Annotated in this window: 22 protein-coding genes and 2 pseudogenes; 11 read left to right on the plus strand and 13 right to left on the minus strand. The window is 52.6% G+C overall.

Annotated elements, in window-relative coordinates; all coding sequences use genetic code 11:
• Positions 1–104 precede the first annotated feature (104 nt).
• The 3 genes from ACP7C6_RS11440 to ACP7C6_RS11450 all read left to right on the plus strand — a co-directional run bounded on the left by ACP7C6_RS11440 (position 105) and on the right by ACP7C6_RS11450 (position 2446).
• On the plus strand, positions 105–989 hold the full coding sequence (locus ACP7C6_RS11440; RefSeq protein WP_426108745.1) for a manganese catalase family protein: 885 nt from the start codon (positions 105–107) through the stop codon (positions 987–989).
• Positions 990–1301: 312 nt separating this feature from the next.
• A complete protein-coding gene (locus ACP7C6_RS11445; protein WP_426108746.1) occupies positions 1302–2003 on the plus strand; it encodes a glycosyltransferase in 702 nt (233 codons plus the stop codon).
• A 194-nt stretch (positions 2004–2197) separates the two neighbouring features.
• Positions 2198–2446 (plus strand): hypothetical protein, encoded by a 249-nt coding sequence (locus ACP7C6_RS11450; protein WP_426108789.1) that lies wholly within the window; start codon positions 2198–2200, stop codon positions 2444–2446.
• 223 nt (positions 2447–2669) lie between these two features.
• On the opposite strand, the gene ACP7C6_RS11455 is transcribed toward ACP7C6_RS11450, so the two are convergent.
• A complete protein-coding gene (locus tag ACP7C6_RS11455) occupies positions 2670–2879 on the minus strand; it encodes a hypothetical protein (RefSeq protein WP_426108747.1) in 210 nt (69 codons plus the stop codon).
• Between the two features lie 183 nt (positions 2880–3062).
• Here ACP7C6_RS11455 and ACP7C6_RS11460 point away from each other — a divergent pair, with 183 nt between their 5' ends.
• Positions 3063–3311, plus strand: a complete 249-nt coding sequence (locus ACP7C6_RS11460) for a CsbD family protein (RefSeq protein ID WP_426108748.1) — start codon at positions 3063–3065, stop codon at positions 3309–3311.
• A 179-nt stretch (positions 3312–3490) separates the two neighbouring features.
• Here ACP7C6_RS11460 and ACP7C6_RS11465 read toward each other — a convergent pair whose 3' ends face one another.
• From ACP7C6_RS11465 to ACP7C6_RS11490, 6 genes and pseudogenes are all read right to left on the minus strand, one after another.
• On the minus strand, positions 3491–3877 hold the full coding sequence (locus ACP7C6_RS11465) for a hypothetical protein (protein WP_426108749.1): 387 nt from the start codon (positions 3875–3877) through the stop codon (positions 3491–3493).
• 33 nt (positions 3878–3910) lie between these two features.
• Complete coding sequence (locus tag ACP7C6_RS11470) at positions 3911–4153, minus strand: hypothetical protein (RefSeq protein WP_426108750.1); 243 nt, start codon at positions 4151–4153, stop codon at positions 3911–3913.
• 444 nt (positions 4154–4597) lie between these two features.
• Positions 4598–5113, minus strand: coding sequence for a DUF7693 family protein (locus ACP7C6_RS11475; RefSeq protein ID WP_426108790.1), 516 nt, complete (start codon positions 5111–5113; stop codon positions 4598–4600).
• Positions 5114–5140: 27 nt separating this feature from the next.
• Positions 5141–5749: pseudogene (locus tag ACP7C6_RS11480) on the minus strand (histidine phosphatase family protein); the annotation flags it as partial.
• A gap of 68 nt (positions 5750–5817) precedes the next feature.
• On the minus strand, positions 5818–6819 hold the full coding sequence (locus ACP7C6_RS11485) for a metallophosphoesterase (RefSeq protein WP_426108751.1): 1002 nt from the start codon (positions 6817–6819) through the stop codon (positions 5818–5820).
• Positions 6820–7146: 327 nt separating this feature from the next.
• The gene (locus ACP7C6_RS11490; protein WP_426108752.1) at positions 7147–7614 is read right to left on the minus strand and encodes a helix-turn-helix domain-containing protein; all 468 of its coding nucleotides are present in this window, start codon (positions 7612–7614) and stop codon (positions 7147–7149) included.
• Positions 7615–7900: 286 nt separating this feature from the next.
• Between ACP7C6_RS11490 and ACP7C6_RS11495 the strand changes: the two genes are divergently transcribed.
• The 4 genes from ACP7C6_RS11495 (at position 7901) to ACP7C6_RS11510 (ending at position 14660) form a co-directional block, all read left to right on the plus strand.
• On the plus strand, positions 7901–8458 hold the full coding sequence (locus tag ACP7C6_RS11495; protein WP_426108753.1) for a hypothetical protein: 558 nt from the start codon (positions 7901–7903) through the stop codon (positions 8456–8458).
• A 252-nt stretch (positions 8459–8710) separates the two neighbouring features.
• The gene (locus ACP7C6_RS11500) at positions 8711–9121 is read left to right on the plus strand and encodes a hypothetical protein (RefSeq protein WP_426108791.1); all 411 of its coding nucleotides are present in this window, start codon (positions 8711–8713) and stop codon (positions 9119–9121) included.
• 79 nt (positions 9122–9200) lie between these two features.
• Complete coding sequence (locus tag ACP7C6_RS11505; RefSeq protein WP_426108754.1) at positions 9201–9665, plus strand: hypothetical protein; 465 nt, start codon at positions 9201–9203, stop codon at positions 9663–9665.
• Positions 9666–10865: 1200 nt separating this feature from the next.
• Positions 10866–14660, plus strand: a complete 3795-nt coding sequence (locus ACP7C6_RS11510) for a hypothetical protein (protein ID WP_426108755.1) — start codon at positions 10866–10868, stop codon at positions 14658–14660.
• Between the two features lie 114 nt (positions 14661–14774).
• On the opposite strand, the gene ACP7C6_RS11515 is transcribed toward ACP7C6_RS11510, so the two are convergent.
• Both ACP7C6_RS11515 and ACP7C6_RS11520 read right to left on the minus strand, forming a co-directional pair.
• Positions 14775–16646, minus strand: a complete 1872-nt coding sequence (locus tag ACP7C6_RS11515; RefSeq protein ID WP_426108756.1) for a UvrD-helicase domain-containing protein — start codon at positions 16644–16646, stop codon at positions 14775–14777.
• The gene (locus tag ACP7C6_RS11520) at positions 16643–18940 is read right to left on the minus strand and encodes an AAA family ATPase (protein ID WP_426108757.1); all 2298 of its coding nucleotides are present in this window, start codon (positions 18938–18940) and stop codon (positions 16643–16645) included. Before ACP7C6_RS11520 ends, ACP7C6_RS11515 begins: the two co-directional genes overlap by 4 nt.
• Positions 18941–19165: 225 nt before the next feature.
• On the opposite strand from ACP7C6_RS11520, the gene ACP7C6_RS11525 reads away from it, so the two are divergent.
• Entirely contained in the window at positions 19166–20332 is a 1167-nt protein-coding gene (locus tag ACP7C6_RS11525; RefSeq protein ID WP_426108758.1) for a restriction endonuclease, read from the plus strand.
• A 74-nt stretch (positions 20333–20406) separates the two neighbouring features.
• On the plus strand, positions 20407–21456 hold the full coding sequence (locus ACP7C6_RS11530; protein ID WP_426108759.1) for a DUF4238 domain-containing protein: 1050 nt from the start codon (positions 20407–20409) through the stop codon (positions 21454–21456).
• A 344-nt stretch (positions 21457–21800) separates the two neighbouring features.
• On the opposite strand, the gene ACP7C6_RS11535 is transcribed toward ACP7C6_RS11530, so the two are convergent.
• The 4 genes and pseudogenes from ACP7C6_RS11535 to ACP7C6_RS11550 form a co-directional block, all read right to left on the minus strand.
• Entirely contained in the window at positions 21801–21992 is a 192-nt protein-coding gene (locus ACP7C6_RS11535; RefSeq protein WP_426108760.1) for a hypothetical protein, read from the minus strand.
• A gap of 222 nt (positions 21993–22214) precedes the next feature.
• Positions 22215–22817: a hypothetical protein gene (locus ACP7C6_RS11540; protein ID WP_426108761.1), complete on the minus strand. Its 603-nt coding sequence runs from the start codon at positions 22815–22817 to the stop codon at positions 22215–22217.
• Positions 22814–23248 (minus strand): hypothetical protein, encoded by a 435-nt coding sequence (locus tag ACP7C6_RS11545; RefSeq protein WP_426108762.1) that lies wholly within the window; start codon positions 23246–23248, stop codon positions 22814–22816. Before ACP7C6_RS11545 ends, ACP7C6_RS11540 begins: the two co-directional genes overlap by 4 nt.
• Positions 23249–23807: 559 nt before the next feature.
• Positions 23808–24572: pseudogene (locus ACP7C6_RS11550) on the minus strand (mechanosensitive ion channel family protein); the annotation flags it as partial.
• 193 nt (positions 24573–24765) lie between these two features.
• Between ACP7C6_RS11550 and ACP7C6_RS11555 the strand changes: the two are divergent.
• Positions 24766–26112: a DEAD/DEAH box helicase gene (locus ACP7C6_RS11555; RefSeq protein WP_016979359.1), complete on the plus strand. Its 1347-nt coding sequence runs from the start codon at positions 24766–24768 to the stop codon at positions 26110–26112.
• Positions 26113–26124 lie beyond the last annotated feature (12 nt).

Here is a 26124-nt window from a genome sequence, read left to right on the forward strand (position 1 = left end):
GTTTATTAAATTAATTGAGGGGCAGCCCTTCAGATACCTGTGGACGCCGCATTTGGTAAGTCATCGAATGAGCAGCGACGTCTTATGGTCTGAGGAGATCTATCATGTTTCTACATAACAAACGTCTTCAATATACCGTGCGTGTTGCGCAGCCTAATCCAGGTTTAGCGAATCTTTTACTTGAGCAGTTTGGCGGAGCAAATGGAGAACTGGCCGCCGCGTCCCGATATTTCACACAAGCATTGGCCGAAGATGATCCAGGACGGAAAGATCTGCTTATGGACATCGCAACCGAAGAGCTGAGCCATTTGGAGATCGTTGGTTCGATCATCGTGATGCTAAACAAAGGCGCCAAGGGGCGTATGGCCGAAGGCGTTGAGGAAGAGGGTGAGCTGTATCGCTCCATGAACGGCGCCGGTAATGATTCGCACATTACGAGCTTGTTGTATGGCGCTGGTGCACCGCTAACCAACTCCGCTGGTGTGCCTTGGTCAGCTGCCTACGTAGACACCATCGGCGAGCCCACCGCAGATTTTCGTTCTAACATCGCCGCCGAGGCGCGGGCCAAGATCGTGTATGAGCGGCTGATGAACGTCACGGACGACCCTGGGGTGAAAGAAGCCCTAGGCTTTTTGATGACGCGCGAAATAGCGCATCAACTCTCCTTTGAAAAAGCTCTGCACGCGATCCAGCCTAACTTTCCCCAAGGGAAACTACCCGGCATGCCTGAGTTTACCAATGTCTATTTCAACATGTCCCAAGGCGCAGAGAGCACTCGAGGGCCATGGAATCAGGGTGATGACTGGGAGTATGTAGAGCAGCCGGGGCCGGCTGTGGATGGTGGGGACGGTACCGCAAGCGTTCAATTGAGCCCAGAGGACGAGTCCATTCTTATGGACTTGAAGGCCCGGACTATGTCCGATCCAGACTCTAATCCTGTCACAGGGGCTGACCTTGGATCTGGAGCGCAGATAAAGCCGAATGCCTAAATCCCTTTCGCCGCGCGTTTCATTGGCGTGCGGCGACTACACCAATTTTGCGAGCTGAATATCTTAGCTCGTGGTACTTCCGAGATAACCACTGAGACCATTGAAACGGTCATGAAATGCCTGCAACGCTGAGATTGGTGCGCGGGTTTGGAGTAATGATGTTTTGGATACCGCTCTAGGAGAGTAGTAGGGCGTCTGTCTTCGATTTCCACCTGCTCTCTACTGAAGATTCGTAATTCGAATCTTTAAACCTTCGATTAGAGAGCGGTGTCGGATATAGCAGAGCCACTTCGCCTATTCGAGGGAACGTCAATGATCGGTGTTGTGATACCCGCGCACAACGAAGAAAGGTGCATTTCAGCCTGCCTTGCGTCCATTCTGGAATCCGCATGTCACCCAGATATCAAAGATCAGGTGGTCAAAATCGTCGTGGTGCTAGACGCTTGTTCGGATGACACAAGGGCCCTAGTGTCGATGCATGAGGTGTCGCAGCTTAGCGTTTCGTTCAAGAACGTAGGGAAGGCGCGAGCGGTAGGTTCACAATGCCTACTAGATGACGGGGCATTGTGGCTCGCATTCACTGACGCGGACACGGTTGTTCCCGCCGACTGGCTGGCTCGCCAGATTGCATTCAAGGCTGACGCAGTGTGCGGTACGGTTGAAGTGGACAACTGGAGCGAATACAGCGATTTGGCACGTGCAAAATATCTTGAGCTGTACCAATTCACTGAGAACCATCGACACGTTCATGGCGCCAATCTTGGGATGAGCGCGCATGCCTATGAGCGCGCGGGAGGGTTTAAGCACCTAAGCGCACACGAAGATGTTCGCATGGTTGCCGACCTTGAGAGCGCCGGAGCACGTATCGTCTGGACAGCTTCTAACCCGGTGATTACGAGCGCTCGTAAGGACTTCAAATGTCAGGGCGGCTTTGGCGAGTACCTTGCCGGCTTGGAGCGTTCCGCATACAAGTCGTTAGAAGAGTTGAAGCTTCAACAAGGCGCTTTTTCTTGAATATCGAGGGCTAAGAAGTTCTCAGTTGCGGGAGGGTGTACCTGAAACAAACATCAGCTACGGGTGGGCATCGTTAAAACACCAAGCCTCATTCAGATGATTAATAAACTGAACTGCCGGAAAACACGCTTACCTAATGATTAGCTTGTGAGGAATTGCACAAGCAATTTGCCAATAACGGCATACTCCGAGAGGTGGTCAACGTGGCTAAAGACGACAAGAAAGGCAAAAGCGAAGCTTCGAAAGCCAGCAAGGACTTGAAAGACAAAAAGTCCTCACCAGCAAAAAAAACTGCAGCTGCATCGGCGCTGTCAAAATCTGCCGAAAAGAAAGACAAGAAAAAAGATGCCGAACCAAAGAAATCCGTAAAAAAAGCTGATAGCAAGCCAGACAAGGCGAAGAAATCAGAGAAGGCAGAGAAGCCTGCGAAAAAGAAAAAGTAAGATACGCTAGGGCTTAACGCCCTAGCTTCTTCACTCGGAATCCGTTGCCCTCGTTCGGCTCGCTCCATGCGGCTGCTCTTCATGGTGCGATGACGTCTTTGTAGCGAGCTCAGCCACTGCCGCCTAGTGCGAAGCTTTCAGGCTTCGGTAAAGGTGGCAGCTATTTAAATAACGTAGTGCTCGCGTGAGGCGCATTTGAGATCAAAATCAAATAGCTTTTGAATCATGTGAGCTTGCTGAGACGCGCCAAGCCCTGTTTTATGTGTCCGGCGTTATCGCCGATTGTCTCCAGGGCTCCACGGACGTTATTCCCTACATCTGCATATCCATGAGCTTCCACATGAAGCGTCAGTTCCATCAGGGCTGCCTCTAGGGCGAGTTGGTTTTGGTACATCCTTTCCAGCAAGTCCGGCAATGAGTATTCACTGGGCATTTGTGGGCTCCATAGGGAAACTCAGCATAGCCCAATCAAGGGCGTGGGCTAGCGGTTTGCGGATAGCTCCTGAGCCTCATCAACTTTGAACTTTTCATAACGGTCATCCCCCTAACGCTGTGCAGATGGCCGCTGGCTCAGGCTGCCCTTGGAAAATTAATTGACGCAAAGGTTTGGTGATTTATGAAGAGTGAACAAGTCGAAGGTGTAGCTGAAAAGGTTGCTGGAAAGGCTCAGAGCGTCGTTGGGAAGTTGTTAGGAGACTCGAAGCTGGAAGCTGAAGGCGCTGGCCGCCAAGCTGCCGGTCAGCTGACTCAAACCTATGGCGATGCACTGAACAGCGTATCTACGTTCGTTAAAGAGAAACCGGTCGCCGCGATTGCAATCGGTGCGGTAGCCCTCTTGGTTCTAGACAGACTCTTTCGCCGCTGAGTCGGGAAGAAAGGGGCTCTCGCAACGAAGTTCCTTTTCCTCTCTATCGTGCCCCTGTTTTCCCAAAAGCTGTCGACGTGGTAACTCAGGGGGCGAGCAGTGCGCCTCCGCGTAATCTTCCTGCATGGGCTTCGCTAGCTCATAGCCGTCGGTAGTTTTGAACGCACAAATCAACCCCGTTACAGACTGACCGGCTCTATAGCCGACGGTGTTATGACCATTAATAGGGCATCTCCCGACTTCACGTTGATCGTGGTCGAACTGGACTTGAAGCTCGTGCAATTGGCAACAGGTTGAACCTCTAAAAAATGCTTTCCGAACGTCGTTCCAAAATAGGAAATTTCCCCTGGATGGAAGTCAGCGGCACGCCTCCCATCTATCAACAAACTGACCTTACAAAACCCTTCAAGTCGCGGCTTGAGCAACATGACTAGCTGGGCATCAGATTTTTTTGAGTTACTGTAAATTCGGGCTGCTGGTACCGGGTCAGCGCGCTCATGCGGTGTCTGGATGGAGGTGCAGCCAAATATCGAGGCAAGCGCCACAAGGAAAATGAATTTCTTCATTCTGTTCCCTCATGTGATTTTTATTGTCATCCCTTAGGACAAACCCAAAGTCAGTGCCTTGAGTCTTTTCTCAGTCGCGAGGTCAAAATACTCGTACAGCGCCTCGCCCTGGTCTGCGGTTATCCCTCCTGCACACACCAACCCCAGCACAAACCCATTAGCTCGCGCACCACTTTTGACGGCCAGAATCATTGATCCAGCGCACTCAATATCGGACATGATTTTCTTGACCTGCCGTCGGACGACCTCAGGTAAATCGTTGGTATCGTCGTTCATAGTCGGCTCCGCTTGCTTTGCTACCGCACTCCTTCGGCGGTTTTAGTTTGAATTTCATTTGAAATACATGACCGGGAGCGCGGCGCAGAGGTTCAAAAACTTTGCCAATGGCCCTACGCATCTAGCTCATAAGGTATGAAGCGTCTGCCGCGCGAGGTATCTTTCCGCCTATGGATGTTGAGAGTTTGCCTGGGATTCACCGTATTTTTTTTAAAAATTCCTGCGTGTAGCCAACGGCAGCAATGCACAACTCACTATCCTCCAAGCGGGGGGGATAAATCACGATGAGGATATTGGCCTACAACACTCATAGATCGGTGAAGGAGGAACTGTGGCAAGCGGAGCGCGCAGGCGGGGGATGGAAGCCCAAAGGGCCAAGACTCGGCAACTCGAGGCTTGGTTCACGACAGCCGCCCTCGTAGAGGCCCGCTCGACCTTGGCTCCCTAGAGCGCTTTTAGAAGACGTTCAAGCGTCTGGTGCTCCCAAGTGCTGAGTAACGCAATGGGATCTGTTCCAAATCGATCCCCTGCGCCAAACGACCATCGCCGTCCTTCTGGACTCACGCATTCTTCGCAGTAGTCGAGCGTGCCACAGTCGTTGTAAATCGATATCCGCCAACCCTCGATGCTCACCACGAAATGGCCCGCATGAATCTGATCCCAAGACGTCTGGCTCACCTTTGTCATCGCCCGTCGCTCGAAGGTGGCCTCTCGCAATACCTGGCATACCTCTCTCGCAGAGAGTTCACCCCCAGTGCTTTCGCTCATGCTACCTGCCAGGGATGAACGCGCTGCCGCTCTGGCCTGTTTCAGCCTTTCCTCGGCGTACATAGCCGTATCAGTATCTGCCGTTGGATAGCCTGCCGCTGAGAGAGCCTCAGCGCGCTCTTCAATGAGCAGGCGCTCAGGATCACGAGCGACTTGATAGGCTCTGCCTGGTACTCGCCAAGTTGCATCCATTCGTGATTCCTTAGGGGCTGACCGGCTCACTCTCCAACCGGCTTCGTCGGGATCTTTCGAAAGCAGGCACTCACCACAATTGGGCACGTGGTTCGCGATTTCATACTCACGCCAGTCCACCATAGCTCCGCCATCAATTTGCTGTGGCTGGAGCTCGATCAGCCAAGCAACAGCGTTAATGAACTGGCCATGAGAGTACGCAACGATGTCTTGGGCGGGATGTTCAGCAAGACGTTTAAGGAAAGACTGGGCTCGAGATATAAAGTCTAGGAATGACTCTGCGCCTTCACCATCTGTGAAACCAAGATCTGCTTTGGCCCAATACGCCTCCACCCATTCGCGCCGATCAGCGATGGTTGTGCTAGTGCACCGCGCGGGTTCAAGGTAAGTGAATTCTTGGATGGGCCAAGTTTCAAAAGGGATATGAGGAAACACCGCTGCGGTCGCCATAGCGGTTGAATGCGCTCGGGTGAAAGGCGAGGCAACTATCAGAGCCGGAGGATGGTTGAACGACAGGGCCACCAGGTGCGCTTGCTCGAATCCTTTCGGAGTCAGAGGAATGGTCGAGTGATCTAAAGTGGCTTGACCCGCGTTCGCAGCGCTCTCTCCATGTCGTATTAGTCTCACATGCTTCATTTACGAACTACTCGCACAGATTCGGCCATCATTTCTCTTAGATCCCCTAGGTCACTGGTACTAAACCTTCAATCAAGAAGTCTCGACAGCAATCCCTCTATCTGGGTGCCTGCATGCTTGATTTTCAGCTCTTCGAGCTTAGCAACCCTTCGTTCGCCGGTGAGCAAGCTTAGTCCGTGAAGCGTGTTAAGTAACTTCTGGACTTCGCTAATTTCCGAACGCAAGGTCAGCCAGGTAGTGTTTACTCGACGAGCTAACTCGTCGGCCTCATGGCTCAAGCGTTGTGAATCAATTAGCTTGTTAGCGTTGGTGGTGGTCTTAAGATGACCTAAAGCCTGCTCAAGTTCGTCCAGTAGCTCGGTAACAGCCTCTGACTGGTCAAGCGACACGGCGCGCCCCTCCACATAAATCGTGTCCGCCTGAACGCAATAGACAGCGAGTGGCCCTTCACCCCCTCCGGTGCAATCAAGTGCAAGAACATTCCCTAGCCGAACAGGCTCTGGAATCCAGGTGTGCCCCGTGCAGACACGCCAGACCCCTTTGACACCTTCTCGATGGTGCTTTTTGATCCGCTCGCGCCCCCACAGCGCGATCTCTTCTACAGCAGGGATCGATATGTCTCGAGTGAACTCGACCCATGACATCCCGGCAGGGACATCAGCATGAACAACGCCAACCAAACCGCGAGGGGACTCGATTTCTATGACTGTGGGAAGGCTCTCGAGCTTCCCAATGACCATCTCTTTCGATTCGTCAGCGATGGTCGACCACCAGCCTGCACCATGAGCTACATAACGAGCGCTGGGGCTTTCCCTGTAAGCGTTGATAAGCATCTGCTCATGGTTACCTTGAACGGTGAAGAACCACGGCTCACCAAGAAGCTTCAGACCGTCGAGGACTCCAGGCCCTCGATCTATGAGATCACCAACCCCAATGACTCGGTCGATAGCTTTGTCGAAACCGAGCTTCAATAATCCTTTGTAGAGATCAATCGTCTTGAAGTGGATGTCACCGACGACGAAGTCGCGACCGACCTCGTTCCGGGGAAGCCTCAGGACTTTCTGACTCATGCGCGGGGTTCCTTCCTCAATGGCGAGCTACCAGGTGGCCAAACCCGTATTGTCCACCCAGCGACTGCACCTTACCAACAGAAATATGGACAGGCAGGATGACTACACACCATTGCGCAGGGCTGAGGTATACCGAGTTTCTCTCGTCGATGAAAATTACTAGAGCAAGCGGAGCGCGCAGGCCAGCAAGGCCGGAGGCGCGAGGATGGAAGCCCATAGGGCCATGACTTGGCGTGAGCCATGGCATGGTTTACGACAGCCGACCCGATAGGGCGCGCCATAAACCGCGATTTGCTTAGATTGCAGGATTGCTGATGTTCTGCAGGCTTATGTATTCCAATATTTTTGGACTGTGCTTCTGGCAATGCCGAGCTTTTCAGCGATTGTTTTTCTGTCGAGACCTTGCGTTTTCAGGGCTCGAATGTAATTCGCATTAACGGGCCGCTTTGGCTTGCCTTGGGAGCGCTTGATGAGCTTTCCGTCACTGAATTGCTCCTCCACCAACTGCCACCCTCCAGACATCTCGAATTCCCTGACTTGCAAGGCAGTACGCTGCAAAGCCTCAGAAGGGAGTTCTTCACCCTGTGCAGCAATGACGAGAGTGACCATAGTCAAAAGATCGAGGCCTAGGTACTCAGCGATCTCGTCCAGTTTCTCCAACGTCGCATTCGCTCGGGCTTGCTCAAGCTTCCCCACGTACGTTCTGTGCGTTGCCCCTGCCAACTCTTCGTAATTCAACCCCTGATGAGCACGAGCTCCACGCAACGCCCCTGCCAACGCTTCTTTCAGATGCATGAGACGGATCCTCAAAAGCGAGGATAGAGCCACGCGGAGCGTGTTCCGATAAACAGATCATAGTGATATTATCGTGGCATTAGGTTCGTCAGGCGGTCGTCGATCAAGGCGTCACGGTGTCAGGAGCGATAGTTTGATGATGGTGGCATGGCTCGGGGGCCTCGATGCTAGCCGCTTCATAGAGCGTGCATTGAGTAGCTTCCGCGTGCCCACCTGCAACCATCATAGAAGGGCTCCTGGCATGAACTGAATGCGGTTTTTTAAGCGAAGGCAGGGATAGGTAGTAATGAAATTTGATTGCGTGAAGTTTTCTGGGAAAGTCGATTACGTTCGGCATACGGATCGTATAAGTGGAGGGTACAAGGCTAATGTCAGCATTAATGGGGCCGTGATACCAAAACTACAGCTGACGAATAAGTTTTACGAAGAACTGGAGGCTGGCGAAAATGTGACCATGTACGGCGTTTTTAAAAATAAAAGAAAAAAAGAAGAAAACGAAGGCTTTATATATGGACTTCAGAAAGAGAGCGGCGAAAAAATGTTCGCGACTCACTATAGATATCAAGTTCCTATTTTTATGGCATTTACGGCTGCTATAGCTTTTTGCCTGACATTCGTTGCAGGCTGGTTTGCATCGATATTTCCAGTGCTGATGCTTTTTGGCAAAGATGATCCGAACTACATGTATAACACTACTGTATTTGCGACAATTGAAGCGAGTATGGTCGCTGCTTTTTTTCTGTGGCGGGCCTGGCTAATGTTCAGCATTACGGCGGATCCAGAAAGCTGGGAAACCATTGAGCCAGCAACTCTTTCGAGCCGCTTCAGTAAGTTTTATAAGTAAAGAGGATGGCAGTGGGTGGGGTATGCGCAACTCTTGCCACCTCGCCAGAGAGCGCAGTCAGAATCAAGGTTTGCTGCGCAGGACTATCCTTACCGTGCAGTTCAGAAGGCAAGCGGAGCGCGCAGGCGTGTGGGATGAGCGCCCAACGGGCTGAGACGCGGCGCAGCCGTGGCTCAGTTCTCGCCAGCCTTCCGCCGCAGGCGGCACGCCATGGCTACTGCCCGATATCAAATCAACAAGGATGCGGCTGAAATGACCCACGATGAACTCCGTCAGCTTGAGGGCGCTAGGCGAAGAACTCTGTGGGCACTTGCCAGCCTCCGTCCTGGTGATCCCAACGCATCCGACCTCCTTGCCATCCTCGATGGTCTCGACGACCAAGAGCGAAACGACACCCCCTGTAGCGATAAGCTACTCGACCTCATTGAGGTTCGTAACTCTGTGTCGGTGATGCGCCACTACTCCGGAATCGACATCATTTTGGAGCGGACTATTCCGCAACCCTGGAGAGAGCGTTTCCACCAGGCAAGCATCGGGTCGACCAGGTTGATTGATGGGCCGTACGCTTCAGACTGGGATAAATTCCTGAATGAATGGGAGCGTGAGATGCAGCATCTGCAAACTCACCGAGTTGCACAGGCTGCTAACAGCAAGAACGGCTAGTTCGAGCGATGGCTGCGCAAACACACAAGCAGTCGGTGGAGCCGCTGAAAAATCGCAGCCTTCAAGCAGGAGCAGCAAGGTGAAACGTCCTTCGTTTTTTATTGATTTTGAATCCTCTGGAATAGCTCCTGATAGCTATCCTATCGAGGTCGCCGTCGTGTCGAGTGAGACCTCCTTCAGCTCGCTTATCAAGCCAGTCCGGTACTGGACGCACTGGTCGTTCGATGCGCAAGACATGCATGGCCTCACTCAGGATCATTTGCTTCAGGAAGGTGATACCCCAGACGCTGTAGCGAGAAATATGAATCAGCTGTTTTCAGGCCAGGTGCTTTGCAGCGACTCACCTCAAGACGTGTTTTGGTTCGACGTCCTTTATGAAGCAGCAGATCTGAGACCTACCTTCGAGTTGAAGCCTTTGGAGGTGTTCGTGGGTCGGCAGGCTGCCAGCAACATTTATCGACTACTGCCGACAACCAGGCACCACCGAGCTTCAAATGACGCAACTGCTTTGATGAACGCCTGCCGTGTTTTTTTCGAAGCTTGAACAATGAGCACATTGAACTTTGGATGTAGCCTCTCTGCGTCTGTAGGGTCGGCACTCTTGAGCACTAACCAACGATTGCGGTAAATGAGCAACCCATCACTTAAAAGAGTAGTGTCAATATATTAATAAAAGATTGAGTATGTATTGACAGGCAGTGTTTTCCGACGCTTGCAACTTGATTTTTTTTGATTATGATGACTGAAAGGAAACGACCAGCGAGCGTTGGCCAGCATGAATTACACAGTGTACCCCGCACAAGAAGTCGACAAACTCCTTACCGCAAGAGTTGCAATTATACACTTGGGTGATCATCTCCAAGCTTTCTTGAATGCAAATAACATTTCAAACTGGGCGCCTTCGGATGATTACGTGCTCAGAGAGGACAGGTTAGCTGATGTACTGGTTTGTCTTGGTACAGCTAAAGGAATGAGTATTGCGCAAATTAAATACCATGCAAGAAAGCTCCTAAAGTTGGTTAGGGCTGCTGGCAACCCGATGAAACTAAACTTTGCTTATAATCTTGTCGCCAATTGCCTTGGATACAAGGCCTATCGACTTGCATACATGTGCCGTTCGATTGATCATCATGTCGAAAATCTGTGGCCCCTAGACATGATAAACAATGGGCACCTGTTCAACGAGGGTGAGGTATTGATGTGGCCATCCTCATCGACGTCTGCGATGCTACGGGAACGGATGCAATTCAATAGGCATCGAGATGATGTTTTTAACGAAATTAAGCGGCGAAGTAAAAAAGAAAGGACGCAAAGGGAAAGTGAATATTTACAAGTGAGAAATAAGGCGTTGACGCGTAGAGCCCTCCAGCCAATTGACTCTCGCGGATAGCGGTTTGAGTCAGGGTGTATCATTTAAAGCCTAAAATGAGACCCGAAGCTATCGGCTCCAAGCCGTGTACTGGTGCGAGACGCGTTTGAGATCAAAGTCGACCTGAGGCTGTTTCATTTCAGCTGCCCTATGCGAGCCATGGGTTTGGTGTCGTTCCTGAGCAAAGCTGGAAGAACAAATGTCACCATTGGGTCGCGAGATGCTGAATATCTAGGCGGCTAAAGCATTGCTGGCTCAGAGCCTAGTAATTATGGCATATAGCCGCTATAGAAGATGGCGCCGGCCTAGCTGGTGCTCAATTACTTTGCAGATACCCAAGCCTGAAGGTATGGGTGTCTAGTGCCAGGATTGCCTATGTCACACGGACTGTCAGCCAGTATCAAACTAAATTATGCCGCTTTTTTGGTTGCTGCTAAAGAAGGGATCCGCATCTTCCAGTCTCTGTGCTCCGCATCTTCGTCGCCAGGTTCTTTTGAGCCACTCACACCAGTCCTCATCGATAGTGACCACTTTGATCGCTATGAGCGCGAATTGCTTGGCGCACTGGGAAAGGATGAGGTTCTGAACATCGCACTTACCGGTGGATATGGAGCAGGTAAGAGCAGTGTCCTCAAGACCTTTTTTGAGCGGCATCCAGAGTTTCAAACGGCTTATGTTTCACTAGCAACCTTCAGCAAAGATGCACCTCCACCGTTGCCGGTTTCGGACGCTGAACGCTCTGAGACCTCAGCCAGAAGCTCCCAGCCAGTTCAGGGTTCCGGCGAGAGTAATACCTCAAGCGATTTGATCGCAAGGATCGAGGAAACGATTGTCCAGCAGCTCCTTTACGCCGTGCCAACTGCACGCGTACCCAAAACCCGGCTCAAGCGAATTGTCCAGACATCAGGGCGTAGCATCGCTAGGCGCACGATTTTTTGGGGAGTAATGCTCATTGCGTGCCTGCGGCTTTATGTCCCTACATTGAAGGAAGTACCTACGTTAGATCCTGCTTGGTTGCTGACGAGCCTGTTAATGATCCCGGGTTGGCTGGCAGTCTCGGTAACAGGGCTGGGTGGTTTGTATCTTCTTTATTCGGGACTCAAATTTCTATCTATGTTCAGTATCGACGGCTTAACCTTAAAGGGTGGAAAGCTCGAGGCAGTGAATCACGGATCCGTACTCCACAAGAACGTAGATGAAATTATTTATTGCTTTGAACGAAGCGATGTCCGCGTCGTGGTGATTGAGGATCTGGATCGTTTCGGAACGCAGGAAATATTTTTTCGCTTGCGCGAGATCAACTTCACTATCCGGCACTCGCCCCAAATAACTCGACCTGTTCACTTCATTTACGCTATTCGTGACGAGCTGTTTACCGTCACCGACAAGACGAAATTTTTTGATCTGATTATCCCGGTGATCCCTGTCGTCAATTCTGAAAACTCAAGGGAGAAGCTTCAAGAACTCATGATGAATCGGGTTGTTGATGGCAAAAAGCTGGGTACTGATCTTGACCCAATTCTCGTGGAGACCGTCTGTTATTACATAGATGAGATGCGGCTGATCAAGAATATCGTCAATGAGTACGATATTTTTGCCAGCCTGCTGTCCCACGGCGGTCTCAACCTGGATCAAAACAAACTGTTTGCTATCGTGGTGATCAGGAACCTCTACCCGGAAGAGTTTGCAGAGCTGGGTAAGAGGCGTGGGAGGGTGTACGGCTCGCTCACCGGGCTTTCCGCTTGGGCTAGCCAGCCATCGCAGGCAGTCGCTGAGCTCAATCGACTAACCGAGGAAAAGGCGCAGCGCGAACAACACGGGGAAGAGCGACTAATCGATCTGAGGTTAAGTGTATGGTTCGAGGTGTTGAAAGCTAGCGGAATTGACAGCGCGAATTACGTTCTAGTTGACGGTAATCAGCGAGTAACCCTCAACGAATTTTTACAGGACGACGTCTTTACTCGAGTCTGTGAGGCCGAGCAACTCAAAGGTATGCTCTTTTCGCAGTGGGCGAATCACAACCCAGTTGGAAATATTGTTCGTCCAAATGACGCGCTTACACAGGCATCCTATCGTACCCGTCTCGCATGGATTCATCAGTCCATGAAGTCAATGGATGAGGCCATTGGGGCGGCAGAGAGGAAGCTCACCGAGATCAAGACGATTTCCTTCCGTGAAGCTGCTCGTGGTGATTATGGAGCAATCATTGACCAGCGGCTGACAGGAATGGAGATCGTCGTTTACCTAATGCGCGCTGGCTACCTCGACACCGATTACACAGATTATCTTGGATTTTTCTACGAAGGCTCGCTGACTCGCGACGATCAGAATCTGATTCTCGCACTCAGGCGCCGTGCCACCCTCGACGTCGCCTCGCCAGTCCGGAATCCTGAGCGAGTGGTCGGCAAATTGGAGCATGAGGCTCTCGGGGATGGCAAAGGCATTATCGCTGACCTAATTGTTCAACTCTCACTATCGGCGCCACTGACTGAGCTGTCCGACACAAGAACGCAAAAGCTGGACGTCATCCTGCAAAGCGGCCATCAGAATGCGGGCCGATTGGCTGAGGCTGTATCTATCATCCTTGCAGGGGATGCTAGGTTACCGCTCGTTCGCGCTGTGTATGCACTCGCCCCCGAGTTGTTCACCGTGATCTTGAGCACTGAGCGATTCAAGGAGGCTGACGCTCGACAGGCTTTGGTGTGCGGGATCATGGACGCGTTGTCTCAACAACAACTTGAGGGTATGGCTCATCGGCAGCCGTTGCTTGAAGTTATTGCCAGTCTCACAAGTGTTAACTACCTGATCACAGGTATGGCCTCGAACATCGATGGCTGGGCGTGGCTTCGCCGCGAGCCTGTTCGCTTCAATAATCTCTCCGCAGAGGTCGGTGCGAGTGCGCTGGGGCAATTGATTGGCTGGGGCTGCTTGCAACTGAGTCTCCCGATGATGGCATTGATCCTGAAAACGTTTGCGGACGAGGGGGGAGATGTCTCTTACAAGCGCCTTCGAGCGTTAAGTCTCGCAGGACTTGATTCATTGATTGAGATTGCTCCTGAAGACTTCATCTTCGAGCTGATGAAGCAACAAGGTAAGCTCCAGGAAGATACTGAGTCCCTTAGGTACATTCTCGGCCTAGTCGAGGATGATCTAGAAGTGCAGGAGAATTTGTTCCAGCACACCGAATGTTTGATTGATGACTTGGAAGGGTTCACCGATAACATTTGGGAGAAAGCTCTTGAGCTAGACCGTGTGACCTCCGTCCCAAGTGCTGCGTGGAGCTACTATCTCGGCATGATTGTAAGGCCAACAGAGACTCCATCTGAATCGATTGACAAGGAAGAACAGGATCGTATCCGAGACATCTTCACAGCATTCCTTGCTAGGAACGCCCGTGAAGCTCAGCGGCTTTGGGATGATGCGAGAGATGATGCGGATGACCTGAAAGCCTATTTGCTGGCTTCGGAGATTGACGATGACTCGCTGGATGAAATTTTCGGGAGTACCACTGTCGGCCCTGAGTCTCTCGTAGGGCTGAAAATATCGGCTGACCGATGGGCGTTTCTGGCCCAGGCTCATTTCGTGCCCTTCGATGGTGAGGTTCTGGAGGAAATTGGCAACAATGATCCAAACGCAGAGGCGGCGTATCTGATCAGGTGCTGGGCTGATGCCCGTGACTACGTCGACCTACGAAAGCTCGATCCGAAGACTGTCGGTTTGATCAGCGCCGCGCGCAGTGTGCCCATTGGTGACATTGCCGAGATGTGGGAGGGTTTGGTTGAGCGAGAAGAGGCTAGCCAAGTTACTGTAGTCGGGAAACTTGCACTGGTATGCGCCAGGGCTAATGCCGAGAATTTCGTCATGCCCCGGAATTGCAGAAGCATTATTGCGTCGCGGGCGTGCGATGCCAGTCTTTCGCAACGTGAAAAGCAGGAGCTACTGCATCAGGCTCTCAAGCTGCATGTCGATTGGGCTACGACTTCGTCGATGCTGGCTTCGCTCTCCGATGGATATGCTGAGTTGCTGGGGGGTAAACGGACTGTGCGGTTGCCGAATTCGGAGCTTGATGTTCGTCTTTGTCAGGCACTCAATGATCGTGGTTTTGTAGGTAAGATCAAGCCGGAGAAAGATTATATAACGGTCTATACCAAGCGAGTTGGCAGGCTCTAGGCAGGGGATTTCAACCTGTCGAGAATAGATAGCCTGCCAAGCCGCAAGGTGGTGCACTCCACAGCAGGTAAATAACCTCAGCCCTCTTACCGGCCAGCTAGCTGCGAGAGGAGGTCATAGGATTTCGATCTCCTCTGGCTGGAGCCATCCTGCTTCAATCACTCGCTGTTTCGCCGTCGCCGGCTGAGTGGTGTAAACCACAATCGCGAGACTTTCTTCGGCCCGGCTGCAAGTGACGTACAGCAGGCGACGAGTGCGAGCCAAGGAGTCATCTTTGCCCTCGCGTTGATTTTTTACATCGCTGTCAGAAGCAGGCTTGACCCCCAAGAGCTTGTCGTAACTGAAAAGGAAACCACCTGCTTCCTCGTCGTTGAGGATAACCATGACTCTAGGGAACTCTAGTCCCTTCACACCTTGGTGAGTGTCAAAAGGGGATAGTCCCTCGGTATAGCCAGCGAACGCAGCCATTTCCGAGAAGGGGCGCGCCAGTAAGGTCTGGTATGCATGGGTTTCTAATGCATCACGATCCGATGTGTCGGGAGGATCATCACTTGTGGCGCCCAGCAATAGAGCTGTCACAAGTCGATCAGGGAGATCTAGTAGGGCTGTTTCGAACAGAACATGAGCCACCTCACCGATCAGGGGATCGTTGGCATTGAATAGTTCGCATAACGACTCAGTTGCTGCTCTTGCTTTATCAAGCAAGGCTAACTGGTCAGACGCGTCTTTTATAGATTTAGTATCGAGAAGCGGAGACTGAAGCCGAACAGCCTCCATGAGGCTGAAACTGTTCGCCTTGGCAGCTCGAAGAATAGGGGCTACCCGATCAAAGAACAGTTTCAAGATTGGCAGTGTTCCATCCAGTAGCCCCGTTCGCAGGTGCTCAACTCCATACAACGGTGTGAACACACCCTCGAACCCCATTCGGCGTCCGGCCATCTTGTGTTCAAGAATCAGGGATTTTCTTCCGTCTTTACCAGTTGCCCACTGAGCGTCGCCGGTGATGGCTGCCATGCGGTGTGCGATTTCTTCCTCCAACTCGAAACCTTGACCTGGTATCTGTTGGGTGCAAAACATTCGAACCGTGCCTTCTATAGCGTCAGGCTTTGGCTTCTGCTGATGGCTGTCTGCGCTCGCACGAATTACGTTGATCAGATCAACGACCCGCGTTGGGCACCGACGGTTCATACGTTTTTCGGGCACAGCCCAGTCTCTAGGGATCGCTTCCTCCAAGCGCACCTTCCCATCGTTGTAGATACGCTGCATCGTATCGCCGAGAAGCCCGAGACAAAAACGGTCAGGGATGAGGGATTGTGCTTGCAGAAAAGCGTCCATGAGAGGCCCATAAGTATCTTGGCTCTCATCGATCAAAAGTACCGGATGCAGATCCGCCATAACGTTCAGCAATGGAGGCTGCTGGATAAAAGCAGCGGCCATTTGAATGACTTCACTATGGTTTAGGGATTGCCTACCGCGATTGTCGCCGGTAGGGCTGTATATGAATGTTGATATCTCATCCAGGGAATCGAGGCGACGAGCTTTGCTATCCCTCGAAGCTTGATTTGCTAGAAATGTCTTGTTTTGCCCTCGAGCCTTTCCGAGCTTCTCATTAAGCTCGCCAATATCTTGAGTGAGCTTGACCCGAAGCCACTCACGAATATCATCATTGAAGCCCTGAATCATCCGCCAAGAAAACGCGTGAATGGTTGACACAACCACCAGTGGGTCGTGTTCAAGGCGGCGGGTAATTTCCTCGGACGCCGCTTTGGTATAGGTGATGATCGCGATTTGGCGTCCTTCAAAAGTCAGTCGTTGCCGTTCCCTATCCTTTAGAGTTTTCACGGCTTCGACTAACGAATGGGTTTTTCCAGAGCCAGCGCCGGCGTATAGGAAAAAACTCTTCGGATGGTCGAGATTCAGACAGTCTTGAATGATCTGATCGGCATCTGGAACATCATCCATAGCAGCTTCCGGCTGCCGGCTCATGGTGTCACCTCGAGAATCGCTGAAGGGATGATCAGCAGCTCTTTGCTTTTTCTTTCGAGCTTGGACTGCAACCACGCCAAGCCTTCATGGATGTAAGTAGGCACCTTCAACTTGGCGAAATCAGAATCGCCTAGAACGTGTAGTGCGAACTCAGCCTTATCACCATCCTTGAGCTTAGTGAATAGCTCTGTGCCAAGCTCTAAGGAGGTTTCTGCTTCACGTAGCGCCTTGGCAAAGGATCGCATCAGCCCGCGCCCCGCTTTGTTAGCAAAATGCTCTGTATTGCTCAAGACGAGGCTGTCTTCAAAGGTATTTGGTAATGCTTCGACATCTAGCCCAGTTTTGGGTAAGCGGACAGTAATGGGCGTCTGATAAGCGATCCTGATCGAAAACAGATCGTCAATTTGCTGGGCTTTACTGTCAAAGGTCAGATCCAGTAATGAGTCCACATCATGTCCAAGGCCTGCCGCTCGCATCCAATGGCGCACGGTTGGGTTATTAGTAGTTTGGCCTCTCTTCCGTTCTACAGGTTTGCCGACCTGTAGGAGACCCGCGTCCAAGTCAGTTATCACCAGAGTGACAATGCCCAATGCGTCGATCAGGGGCCGGAGCCGATGCGCGTGACTTCCCCCAATATCCAAAATGGTTATGTAGCATTGGTCTAGGAAACGAAAGTGTTGCCTCAAAAAATGAGGAAGCATCATGCGCTCAGCGGCTCCCTCGACAAGGATCACCGCATCCGCAAAGAACAGGTCGGCATGTTGGGCCCGAAGGTAACGGGTAACGAATTCCTTCGTTTGATTGGACTCGCCGAACACTGCACTTAGGTTCGAGACGGTAGAGACTGGGATTGGTATCCCTGCCATGCCGGACGGAAGCCTGCGGAAGTATCTCAAGTTTTCGTAGTCAATTTCATGAGCTACGTGGCTGGAGTGGGAACTGACCATCAGCTGTGTCCTGAGGTTCGGATACTTCGCTAACAATGGGTCGCTGCAAAGCACATGGTAGGCGTGTTTTATGAACGCTTGCTGAACCTGGACGTGCAGGTGGGCCTCCGGCTCTTCGATTAGAACCAAATGTATGGGCTCAACACCAGTAGCACTTTGCTCTTCAGGACTTCTGTACTTCTTCAGCCATTCATCTCGAAATGCCATCAATCGGAATATCATTGAGATGAGGTTCTGGTAGCCGAGCCCGTTGGACGTCTCCGGAAGCCTAAGAGGCGGTGCCCCAGGGGCTCCTCCAACGGAATCCAATTCAAACAGCACAGCTGCTTCGTGGTTCATCCCGTCCGTAGGGGCGAGGCGAGTGGAAACTCGGATGGACGGGTCGGAGTTATTCGGATAGCCCAAGCCGGCGACTTCCTTGAGTGCAGGCGCAAAGCTCATGCTCAAGCGTGTGTCAAAGGCAGTTTGAGCTGCCTCAATTGCTCTGAGTGCCTCCAAATCTGAAATATCTGGGCTATCGCCTGGATCGAGATGCCTGCTGTAGTAAGCTCGCAATTGTTCCGAGAGCTTCCTGCCCGATCCATGTACTCCCTCTAGGACGCCTTCGTCAGCGCTGTCACCAAAGCCGCGTTGAGCATTGATCTCGTGGACTCGAATCAGGTCTGTTAGGGGATTGCGCTCGAGTGGTGTTGCTGTGGCCGCAAGCGGTTGCTGGTTAGCTTTACGAGTTGCAGGATCAGGAGCTCGTAGCTGGCCTGGATCAAGTCGGTACCATCGGATCTTGAAGGTTTTACCGATTCGACGATTCAGGTAGTCATGCAAACTCTGCGGCCAGAGCGGAAGCGATGGTGGCTGCGTACCTAGCGCTGCCTGTTTTTGAATTTCCTGCTGAAGCTCCCTCACTCGTGCTCGCTCTTTGCGGTAATCGACAAACAGCGTTGACATATCGTCTGGCTCCAGCCGGAACCGCATACCGACATGGCCGCCTTTCCAGGCGAAGTTCGGTATGAGATCTCGGATGTGATGAAGCTCGCCCTGAGCTGCTTCAAGCCAAATATCTAGCGTTGGCAACCAGTCAGCCCATTCATTTGCGACTGGGATGGGGAAGCTATCATCTGCAGCCTCCCAAGCTTCACCAATGGCGTCGATTGTGGCGAGATGGCTCAGAGTAAGATCTTGCAATCTGAAAATCGATGCTTTCGAAAGTAGGAACTTGCGCAAGGCCAGCATCGCAGATGATTTGCCACTGTTGTTGGCTCCGACGAGGAGTGTGGTCTCGGCTGAGAGGTCGACCCGTACGGATAGGAGCTTGCGGAAGTTCGCGATTTCCAGATGCTGAATTTGCATAGTCTCTTCCCTGATGACTGCTCAGCAACGGAGCGTCCGGCTGATAGATGATGGAACTCTAGCTTAGCCGGCGCGACACTCCAATCACTGTGATGGGGTTTCGCCATCATTGATGCGTCTGTGTGCGGTAGAAACAAGCTCGTGGACTGAGTGATGGCACTGAGCTATGGTCGCTAGCAGCGATGTGCGTGATTGCGCGCGATGACTTGAGAAGGAGCGAAAACGATGATTTATCAATGCAATGGATGCAACAGGACTACCTTCGAGACCGCATGCCCCTGGTGCATGGGTTCTCAAGTTTCGCCGTCATCAGAGCTCACGTTGCGACACCTCACGCCACTGGATCCTTCGTTTTATCCCGACTTTCAATACAGATCCAAAGGTTTGATTCAGGACTTCTTCGGGAAGAAGAAGGAGCAAGCCCAGCTTAATGATCTTTTGAATAACGTCTTGAGAAAGTACGCGGAGCTGAAGCAGCCATACTTCACGAACTTCATTCACACAACTCGCGAAAGCGCAGGTAGCAGCGATGACGCGGGCGTACCTGGGCCACGATTGGATGGTGTGTACAGCGAGAGGGAACTGTTTAGGGAAGTCTTGATTCGCAAAGGCTTTGACGAGCTTGAAGGGCTTCCATCTCTCTTGGACAAGCTGTTGCAGACCACCGCCTTCAACTCTGCCTATCTGGGCTTCTCCAGAGAGTTGACCAGGCACATTCGAACTGACCTTGCCGACACATTACGTTCTTGGATTGAAGAGGCTGGGACAACATTCAGGTCTGACTTGGCTTTGTTCTATTATTACCTGTGGGAAAATGACGTCGCGTTCCCAAATGTGCAATTCAATCCTCAAGCGGCTTCGACATCTGGTGTGCCACTCCTCCCGATACAGGTTTTCCGGAATGGCCTAAGCCTCTGTGAGGAGATTTATTTCGATATTCTCGTCGAACGGCTGGGATCTCAGCTGGAGCATTTCAATCCGAACCAGTTCATCACCATGTACCTAGTGGATGCCATGGATGGGTTTCAATTCGAAGCCTTCCTTGTTGAGATTTTCCAGACCATTGGATATGACGTTAAAGAGACCAAGAAGACGGCTGACCAAGGTGCTGATCTATTTGTAAGCCGCTTCGGCAAAAACATGGTGATCCAGGCAAAGAACTACTCGGGCTCCGTAGGCAATGCGGCTGTGCAGCAAGCCATCTCCGCAAAAGCCTTTTATGGGTGCGACGAGGCCATGGTAGTCACGAACTCCTACTACACGAAATCAGCGAAGGAGTTGGCCAGCACGGCGGGCGTGCGGCTAATCGACCGTGATGGGCTTCAGAGCTACCTGGATGACTACAATCAGAAGCTTATCGAGGTCTTCCAGGCCGAGGAAGAAACCGTCTAGGCCTGCCCCGGCCACTGTTCTAGACGGCAATCGCCAAGGCAACATAATGCGTACAGATCTGAAGGGGGCGGGATATGTCAGGGACACGACAGCACTTCATTCCAAGGTTTTTGCAGAAAGGGTTCAGAACTCCGGGTAAGGGCAAAATCGTCCGGTGCTGGGTATACGAACAGAATAAGCCCCCCAGATCTGCAAATATTCAAGATGTAGGACTTGAAAGGCATTTTTATGCTATCGACGGCGAGCCGGATCTGGACGATAAAATCACCGACGAGGAGCGTGACGTTTACGTACCTTTGGTAGACAGCCTACGTGCTGGCAACCTGAGCGAGGCGGTGGTCGAGGGGATTCCAGCGCTGTTAGCTCACCTAGAAATCAGAAGCCGCCATGTTCGTCAGAATATGCAGTCGATGGTTGATGAGTGTGCCACTGGCATTCTTGGGTATCTCTCAGATCCCGATACCCTCCGTGCGTTGACTCAAGATCATTTCAGACCAGGATCCCTTGTCTTTGACAGTGCCCTGGCACAGCACGATGTTAGCCCGAAGCAGCTTCAGGCTTTGCTCACTATAGATGAATCACTCCTCGACCAAATCATCGAGCCGCTCGTTGCGATGTTTGCAGCCCAGATGCCTGCCCTGTTGATGCGGATTAAGTGTTCAATACCCGACATGATAAAAGCCAGTCATGTCCGCATTCTCAACGAGTCTGTATCGCCAGCCGCCCGCGCCCAGCGTTTCAGCGCACTCCATTATTCGGTTCAAAGATTTGAGTCAGGCGATCTGCCTCTGGGGGATTCAGTCGTACTGTTCCATGTGAGAAGCGAGCGCTCTTTCAAGCCCTTCATGGATAAGGATGATGAGCTTGTCCACGTAATTCTGCCGCTGTCGTCGGATCTGTACCTTCTTGGGGAGACGGATATCTCTCAGCCATCGCTTTCCCAAAACCTGCCGCTTGAAATCGCCAGATGCTCTATGAGGTATTTCATCTGCTCCCACCAGAGTGACTGTGCTGTCGATCTTCAGGCGCAGATAGGACTCAACGCTAGCTGGCTTTCGGCACGAGAAATGAGCGTATTACTCGGAGAAGTGCTTTCGGGGCTAATGGGGCAGAAGCTAACTTAATGCGGAACGCGTCAAGGCGAGGTTACGCAGAGGGATCTTCTTGAAGGTTCGTCGAGATGTAACCCTCATCACAATGCCTTCAGAAGGCGCTCTAGTGTCTGATGCTCCCACGTGCTAACCGAAACATAGCTGCGGATTCCGGATGAGGTTGCTACGACCTTGAGCGCGAAAGGTTTATCTGGGCGACAAGATCAAATCTTTGTGTAAGCAGGCGGGGGAGGCAGACCAGTTTTCGGAAAGCCGCCTAGCTGTTCCTGCCGTGGTATGGCTTTAGGTCGTGGACGTTTTGTAGCTGACTCGCGGGCCTTTATCTGCACCGTTTGGTGGTTGATCCTTAGCGAAAGCTATTTCTTAACCAAACCTTTATACAGCTTTCGGGCGGCAACAATCTGGTCTCGAATCTCTTCAGGGTCAATCCTCATGCCACCACGAGGCGTGACCTGAAGCGTCTTTAAGCGGTTCGCAGCCTTGATGAATTCCCGCTCTTCCGCCTGAACCCACTCGGGGCGCTTGTCTTTCCAAAATAGCCAACCCATTTGCCCGGCCTCATCTTTGATCGGATGCTCAGCAGTATGTGGGAGCGGTAGCCAATGTCCAAGTAAGAAGGTGAGTCGGATCGCTCTGCAAGCGGAGCGCGCAGGCCAGGATGGTCGAAGAGCGTAAGGATGGAAGCCCGAAGGGCCGAGACCCAGCGTAGCGGGACTCGGTTTACGACAGCCGCTCCCGAAGGGATACGCCCGACCGCCTTGATTAAAAGGTTACCGAACAGCTCGTTGATCAAATGACCGAGGCACTACGCCCAGCGCGCAAAGATCATATGTCCCGCGCAATGCCGCCTCGTCACCAGACGATACCCTGACATGGGTAAAGATCGTCGACAGAAAGCGTTTCCTTTCACCGTTGCCGAGCTCAGACCAAATCCTTGGCTGTCCTTGTGCATCAGGAATTGCCAAACGGTCGAGGAAATACTCTTCCAGACTGTGAAGCCGTTGCCGGCCATCAATCAAAATTTCACTGTTTTCGGCCAATGCCCTGCCACCGCTCTCTGATTCGTACCAGTCATTCGTGAGGTAGCTCCCCAGATCCCCGCCCGACCATACTGCAGAGATGAAGCGAGACTTCTGACCGAGGTTCCACTCCAGCCCGCGCGCCCACGATGGAACGGGCATGCCCATAACGAAGCGCGCTGCCCATGGAAAATGTTCATGAGCGGAGGAGGGGTCTACGAGATACTTTTCCCAATGGCCCACTAAGACCTCGAGGGGACAATGACTGACGGTCGTGGGCAGAAGACGCTGCGGCATATTGATGAGCAGGTCGGATGTTCCGCCGTCAGCGTAGCGTTTAAAAAAGGAAGTCATGGTTTTCTTGGGTGGCTCAGGTTGGTCGAAGTATTCGTGTAAGTACGGGCGCATCGCCAGGCGTCGACCGTTTCGATGATCAACAGATCTCGTTCGATAGAAACGTGGATCTGGTCGCTATCGACAAGCGCGTGCACATAGCCTTCGACGTGGGATGCTGCCTTATCGAATGCGGAAGGTGAGTCGGATGACTCAATGTAACTAATCAGTCGTTCCAAGGTTCTCCGCTGAAGGTTGCCCAGGATCGTCTCGGGAAACGATATCGCTCCCCGCAGAATTTGAATTGATGAAGACATTGATTGGATCAAGGTTGGTTTCTCACCGTGTACATACAATTGAAAACGGTGTGTTTTGGTGAAACTTGAGCTGAAAGGAGGATTTTTTTGCGAGCGTCGAGAAGAAGAGCTTAGCCCATCCAGCAATGGAGTCATGCGAAGCAGACTCTGTCGTCTATGCACTACCGAGTCGTGCTACGTGATCTCCGATCTAACAAGCCAGAGCGAGAGTTCTTCCACAAAAAAGATGATAGTGATCTGCAGTTGAAAGATGTGGAAAACGTGAAGCAGGCAAACAAGTTACGGAAGCCGATGGTCTATGAAGGCGCATCATTTCTTTCTTATTAGGAGAAAGTGCATCACTAGACATCTACCTAACTTCAAAATCCAATCGCTCTAGGCGCTTATAAGAGTGATAACTCGTCAGATCAGGCTATTTAAGCAATTACGGTTATTTCGGCTTTCAAAATTGTGCTGATTTTTCAGGAGACGCGCTTTGAGTTCTGTGTCGCAAGGGGGGGGCGAATTGCATAGCGCTACTACGAGGAGTGGCGCTCGATACGAACCTTTCACGGAAGGTCTGATTTTTCAGGTCATGGGATGAGACGAGTTTTTGGTTCTGAATAGTATGGCGCTTGGTAGTACAGATACTATAAATGGGTATTGGTCAGGCTGGCACTGCGGGCAGATAGTATGTTTTGTGAGGTGCCTGTAGATAGTTCTTGAACGACTCCGACATCAGGCGCCAGGTGGGGATGGAGACGATGGTCTTGTCGAAGTTCTGCACCTTGACCGTGTGCAGGGTGATGTCCACCACGTCGCCATCCGCGCCGACCTGGGGCATTTCGATCCAGTCGCCGACCCGTAGCATGTCGTTGCTGGTCAACTGCACGCTGGCGACGAACGACAACAGCGTGTCCTTGTATACCAACAGGATTACCGCCGACATGGCGCCAAGCCCTGACAGCAGCAACAGGGGGGAGCGGTCAATCAGGGTGGCGACGATGATGATCGCGCCAAACACGAACAGCACCATCTTCGCCAACTGCACGTAGCCCTTGATCGAGCGGGTGCGCGCGTGTTCGGTGCGGGCGTAGATGTCCAGCAGGGCATTGAGCAGCGCGCTGGTGGCCAGCACCAGGAACAGGATGGTGATTGCCAGGGCCACGTTGCCGATGAACAGGATGGCGGTCTTGCTCAGGTCTGGCACCAGGTACAGGCCGAACTGGATCACCAAGGACGGCGTCATCTGCGCCAGGCGATGGAAGACCTTGTTGTGCCGCAGGTCGTTGAGCCAGTGCAGCGCCGGTTGCCGGCCGAGCAGTTTGACGGCGTGGAGGATGAGGTAACGTGCCACTCGTCCGAGCAACAGGGCCACCACCAGCAACACCAGCAAGCCAAGGCTGGCATGCAGAAGCGGGTGTTCGTCGAGGGTGCCCCAAAGGTCTTGGACGTTGAGCCAGAGCTGTTTGATATCCATGGGTGAAACCGATTCTTCTATAAGACAACACGGGGCGATTAGAGCATTTAAGTGCAACAAAGTTGATGTCATGGACAAATGCCCTGACAAAAAAGCAGCCGATTCGCACTGTTCGCGTAAAGAAACTCGGTTTGGACGCCCGAAACCGGTAACCTATGCAGCTGATTTTTTGTATTTCTTCGAGGTAGCACCCGTGTTTTCCCAATTCGCCCTGCACGAACGCCTGCTCAAAGCCGTGGCCGAGCTTAAATTTGTCGAGCCTACGCCTGTGCAAGCAGCGGCCATCCCGCTCGCGCTCGAAGGGCGTGACCTGCGGGTGACAGCTCAAACCGGTAGCGGCAAGACCGCCGCCTTCGTCCTGCCGGTGCTGAACCGCCTGATCGGCCCGGCCAAGGTTCGCGTCAGCATCAAGACCCTGATCCTGCTGCCGACTCGCGAGCTGGCCCAGCAGACCCTGAAGGAAGTCGAGCGTTTCTCGCAGTTCACCTTCATCAAGTCCGGCATCATCACCGGCGGTGAAGACTTCAAGGTCCAGGCCGCCATGCTGCGCAAGGTGCCGGACATCCTGATCGGCACCCCAGGTCGCATGATCGAGCAACTCAACGCCGGCAACCTCGACCTCAAGGAAGTCGAAGTGCTGGTGCTGGACGAAGCCGACCGCATGCTCGATATGGGCTTTGCCGACGACGTGCAGCGTCTGGTGGGCGAATGCGTCAACCGTCAGCAGACCATGCTGTTCTCCGCCACCACCGGTGGTTCGACCCTGCGCGACATGGTCGCCAAGGTACTGAACAACCCTGAGCACCTGCAGGTCAACAACGTCAGCGACCTGAACGCGACCACGCGCCAGCAGATCGTCACCGCCGACCACAATGTGCACAAAGAGCAGATCCTCAACTGGCTGCTGGCCAACGAGACCTATCAGAAAGCCATCGTGTTCACCAACACCCGCGCCGCCGCCGACCGTATCTATGGCCGCCTGGTGGCCCAGGAATACAAGGCGTTCGTGCTGCACGGCGAGAAAGACCAGAAGGACCGCAAGCTGGCCATCGACCGCCTCAAGGCTGGCGGCGTGAAGATCCTGGTCGCCACCGACGTCGCCGCCCGTGGCTTGGACGTTGACGGCCTGGACCTGGTGATCAACTTCGACATGCCGCGCAGTGGCGACGAATACGTGCACCGTATTGGGCGTACCGGGCGTGCCGGCAATGACGGCCTGGCCATCTCGCTGATCTGCCACGGCGACTGGAACCTGATGTCGAGCATCGAGCGCTACCTCAAGCAATCGTTCGAGCGCCGCACCATCAAGGAAGTCAAAGGCACCTACACCGGGCCGAAGAAGGTCAAGGCGTCGGGCAAGGCTGTTGGCGTGAAGAAAAAAAAGACCGACGCCAAGGGTGACAAGAAGAAAACCGGCGCCAAGTCGCCGACCAAGCGCAAGATCGCCAATCGGCCGAAGACCGACAACCTGTCGCTCGTCAGCAAGGACGGCATGGCGCCGCTCAAGCGCCGCAAGCCGGAAGCCCCGGCTGCCGAATAAGGCGCAGGTAAT

This window comes from Pseudomonas sp. TWR1-1-4 (genome assembly GCF_049897165.1).
Classification (GTDB): domain Bacteria; phylum Pseudomonadota; class Gammaproteobacteria; order Pseudomonadales; family Pseudomonadaceae; genus Aquipseudomonas; species Aquipseudomonas canadensis.

What these genes read in the sequence shown, in the direction of transcription:
- ACP7C6_RS11445 (WP_426108746.1), top strand. Translation starts at nt 1,302, where the DNA reads ATGATCGGTGTTGTGATACCCGCGCACAACGAAGAAAGGTGCATTTCA.
- ACP7C6_RS11500 (WP_426108791.1), top strand. Translation starts at nt 8,711, where the DNA reads ATGACCCACGATGAACTCCGTCAGCTTGAGGGCGCTAGGCGAAGAACT.
- ACP7C6_RS11490 (WP_426108752.1), bottom strand. Translation starts at nt 7,614, where the DNA reads ATGCATCTGAAAGAAGCGTTGGCAGGGGCGTTGCGTGGAGCTCGTGCT.
- ACP7C6_RS11495 (WP_426108753.1), top strand. Translation starts at nt 7,901, where the DNA reads ATGAAATTTGATTGCGTGAAGTTTTCTGGGAAAGTCGATTACGTTCGG.
- ACP7C6_RS11475 (WP_426108790.1), bottom strand. Translation starts at nt 5,113, where the DNA reads ATGGATGCAACTTGGCGAGTACCAGGCAGAGCCTATCAAGTCGCTCGT.
- ACP7C6_RS11465 (WP_426108749.1), bottom strand. Translation starts at nt 3,877, where the DNA reads ATGAAGAAATTCATTTTCCTTGTGGCGCTTGCCTCGATATTTGGCTGC.
- ACP7C6_RS11545 (WP_426108762.1), bottom strand. Translation starts at nt 23,248, where the DNA reads ATGACTCCATTGCTGGATGGGCTAAGCTCTTCTTCTCGACGCTCGCAA.
- ACP7C6_RS11535 (WP_426108760.1), bottom strand. Translation starts at nt 21,992, where the DNA reads ATGGGTTGGCTATTTTGGAAAGACAAGCGCCCCGAGTGGGTTCAGGCG.
- ACP7C6_RS11470 (WP_426108750.1), bottom strand. Translation starts at nt 4,153, where the DNA reads ATGAACGACGATACCAACGATTTACCTGAGGTCGTCCGACGGCAGGTC.
- ACP7C6_RS11460 (WP_426108748.1), top strand. Translation starts at nt 3,063, where the DNA reads ATGAAGAGTGAACAAGTCGAAGGTGTAGCTGAAAAGGTTGCTGGAAAG.
- ACP7C6_RS11540 (WP_426108761.1), bottom strand. Translation starts at nt 22,817, where the DNA reads ATGACTTCCTTTTTTAAACGCTACGCTGACGGCGGAACATCCGACCTG.
- ACP7C6_RS11485 (WP_426108751.1), bottom strand. Translation starts at nt 6,819, where the DNA reads ATGAGTCAGAAAGTCCTGAGGCTTCCCCGGAACGAGGTCGGTCGCGAC.
- ACP7C6_RS11455 (WP_426108747.1), bottom strand. Translation starts at nt 2,879, where the DNA reads ATGCCCAGTGAATACTCATTGCCGGACTTGCTGGAAAGGATGTACCAA.
- ACP7C6_RS11510 (WP_426108755.1), top strand. Translation starts at nt 10,866, where the DNA reads ATGTCACACGGACTGTCAGCCAGTATCAAACTAAATTATGCCGCTTTT.
- ACP7C6_RS11515 (WP_426108756.1), bottom strand. Translation starts at nt 16,646, where the DNA reads ATGAGCCGGCAGCCGGAAGCTGCTATGGATGATGTTCCAGATGCCGAT.
- ACP7C6_RS11440 (WP_426108745.1), top strand. Translation starts at nt 105, where the DNA reads ATGTTTCTACATAACAAACGTCTTCAATATACCGTGCGTGTTGCGCAG.
- ACP7C6_RS11520 (WP_426108757.1), bottom strand. Translation starts at nt 18,940, where the DNA reads ATGCAAATTCAGCATCTGGAAATCGCGAACTTCCGCAAGCTCCTATCC.
- ACP7C6_RS11525 (WP_426108758.1), top strand. Translation starts at nt 19,166, where the DNA reads ATGATTTATCAATGCAATGGATGCAACAGGACTACCTTCGAGACCGCA.
- ACP7C6_RS11530 (WP_426108759.1), top strand. Translation starts at nt 20,407, where the DNA reads ATGTCAGGGACACGACAGCACTTCATTCCAAGGTTTTTGCAGAAAGGG.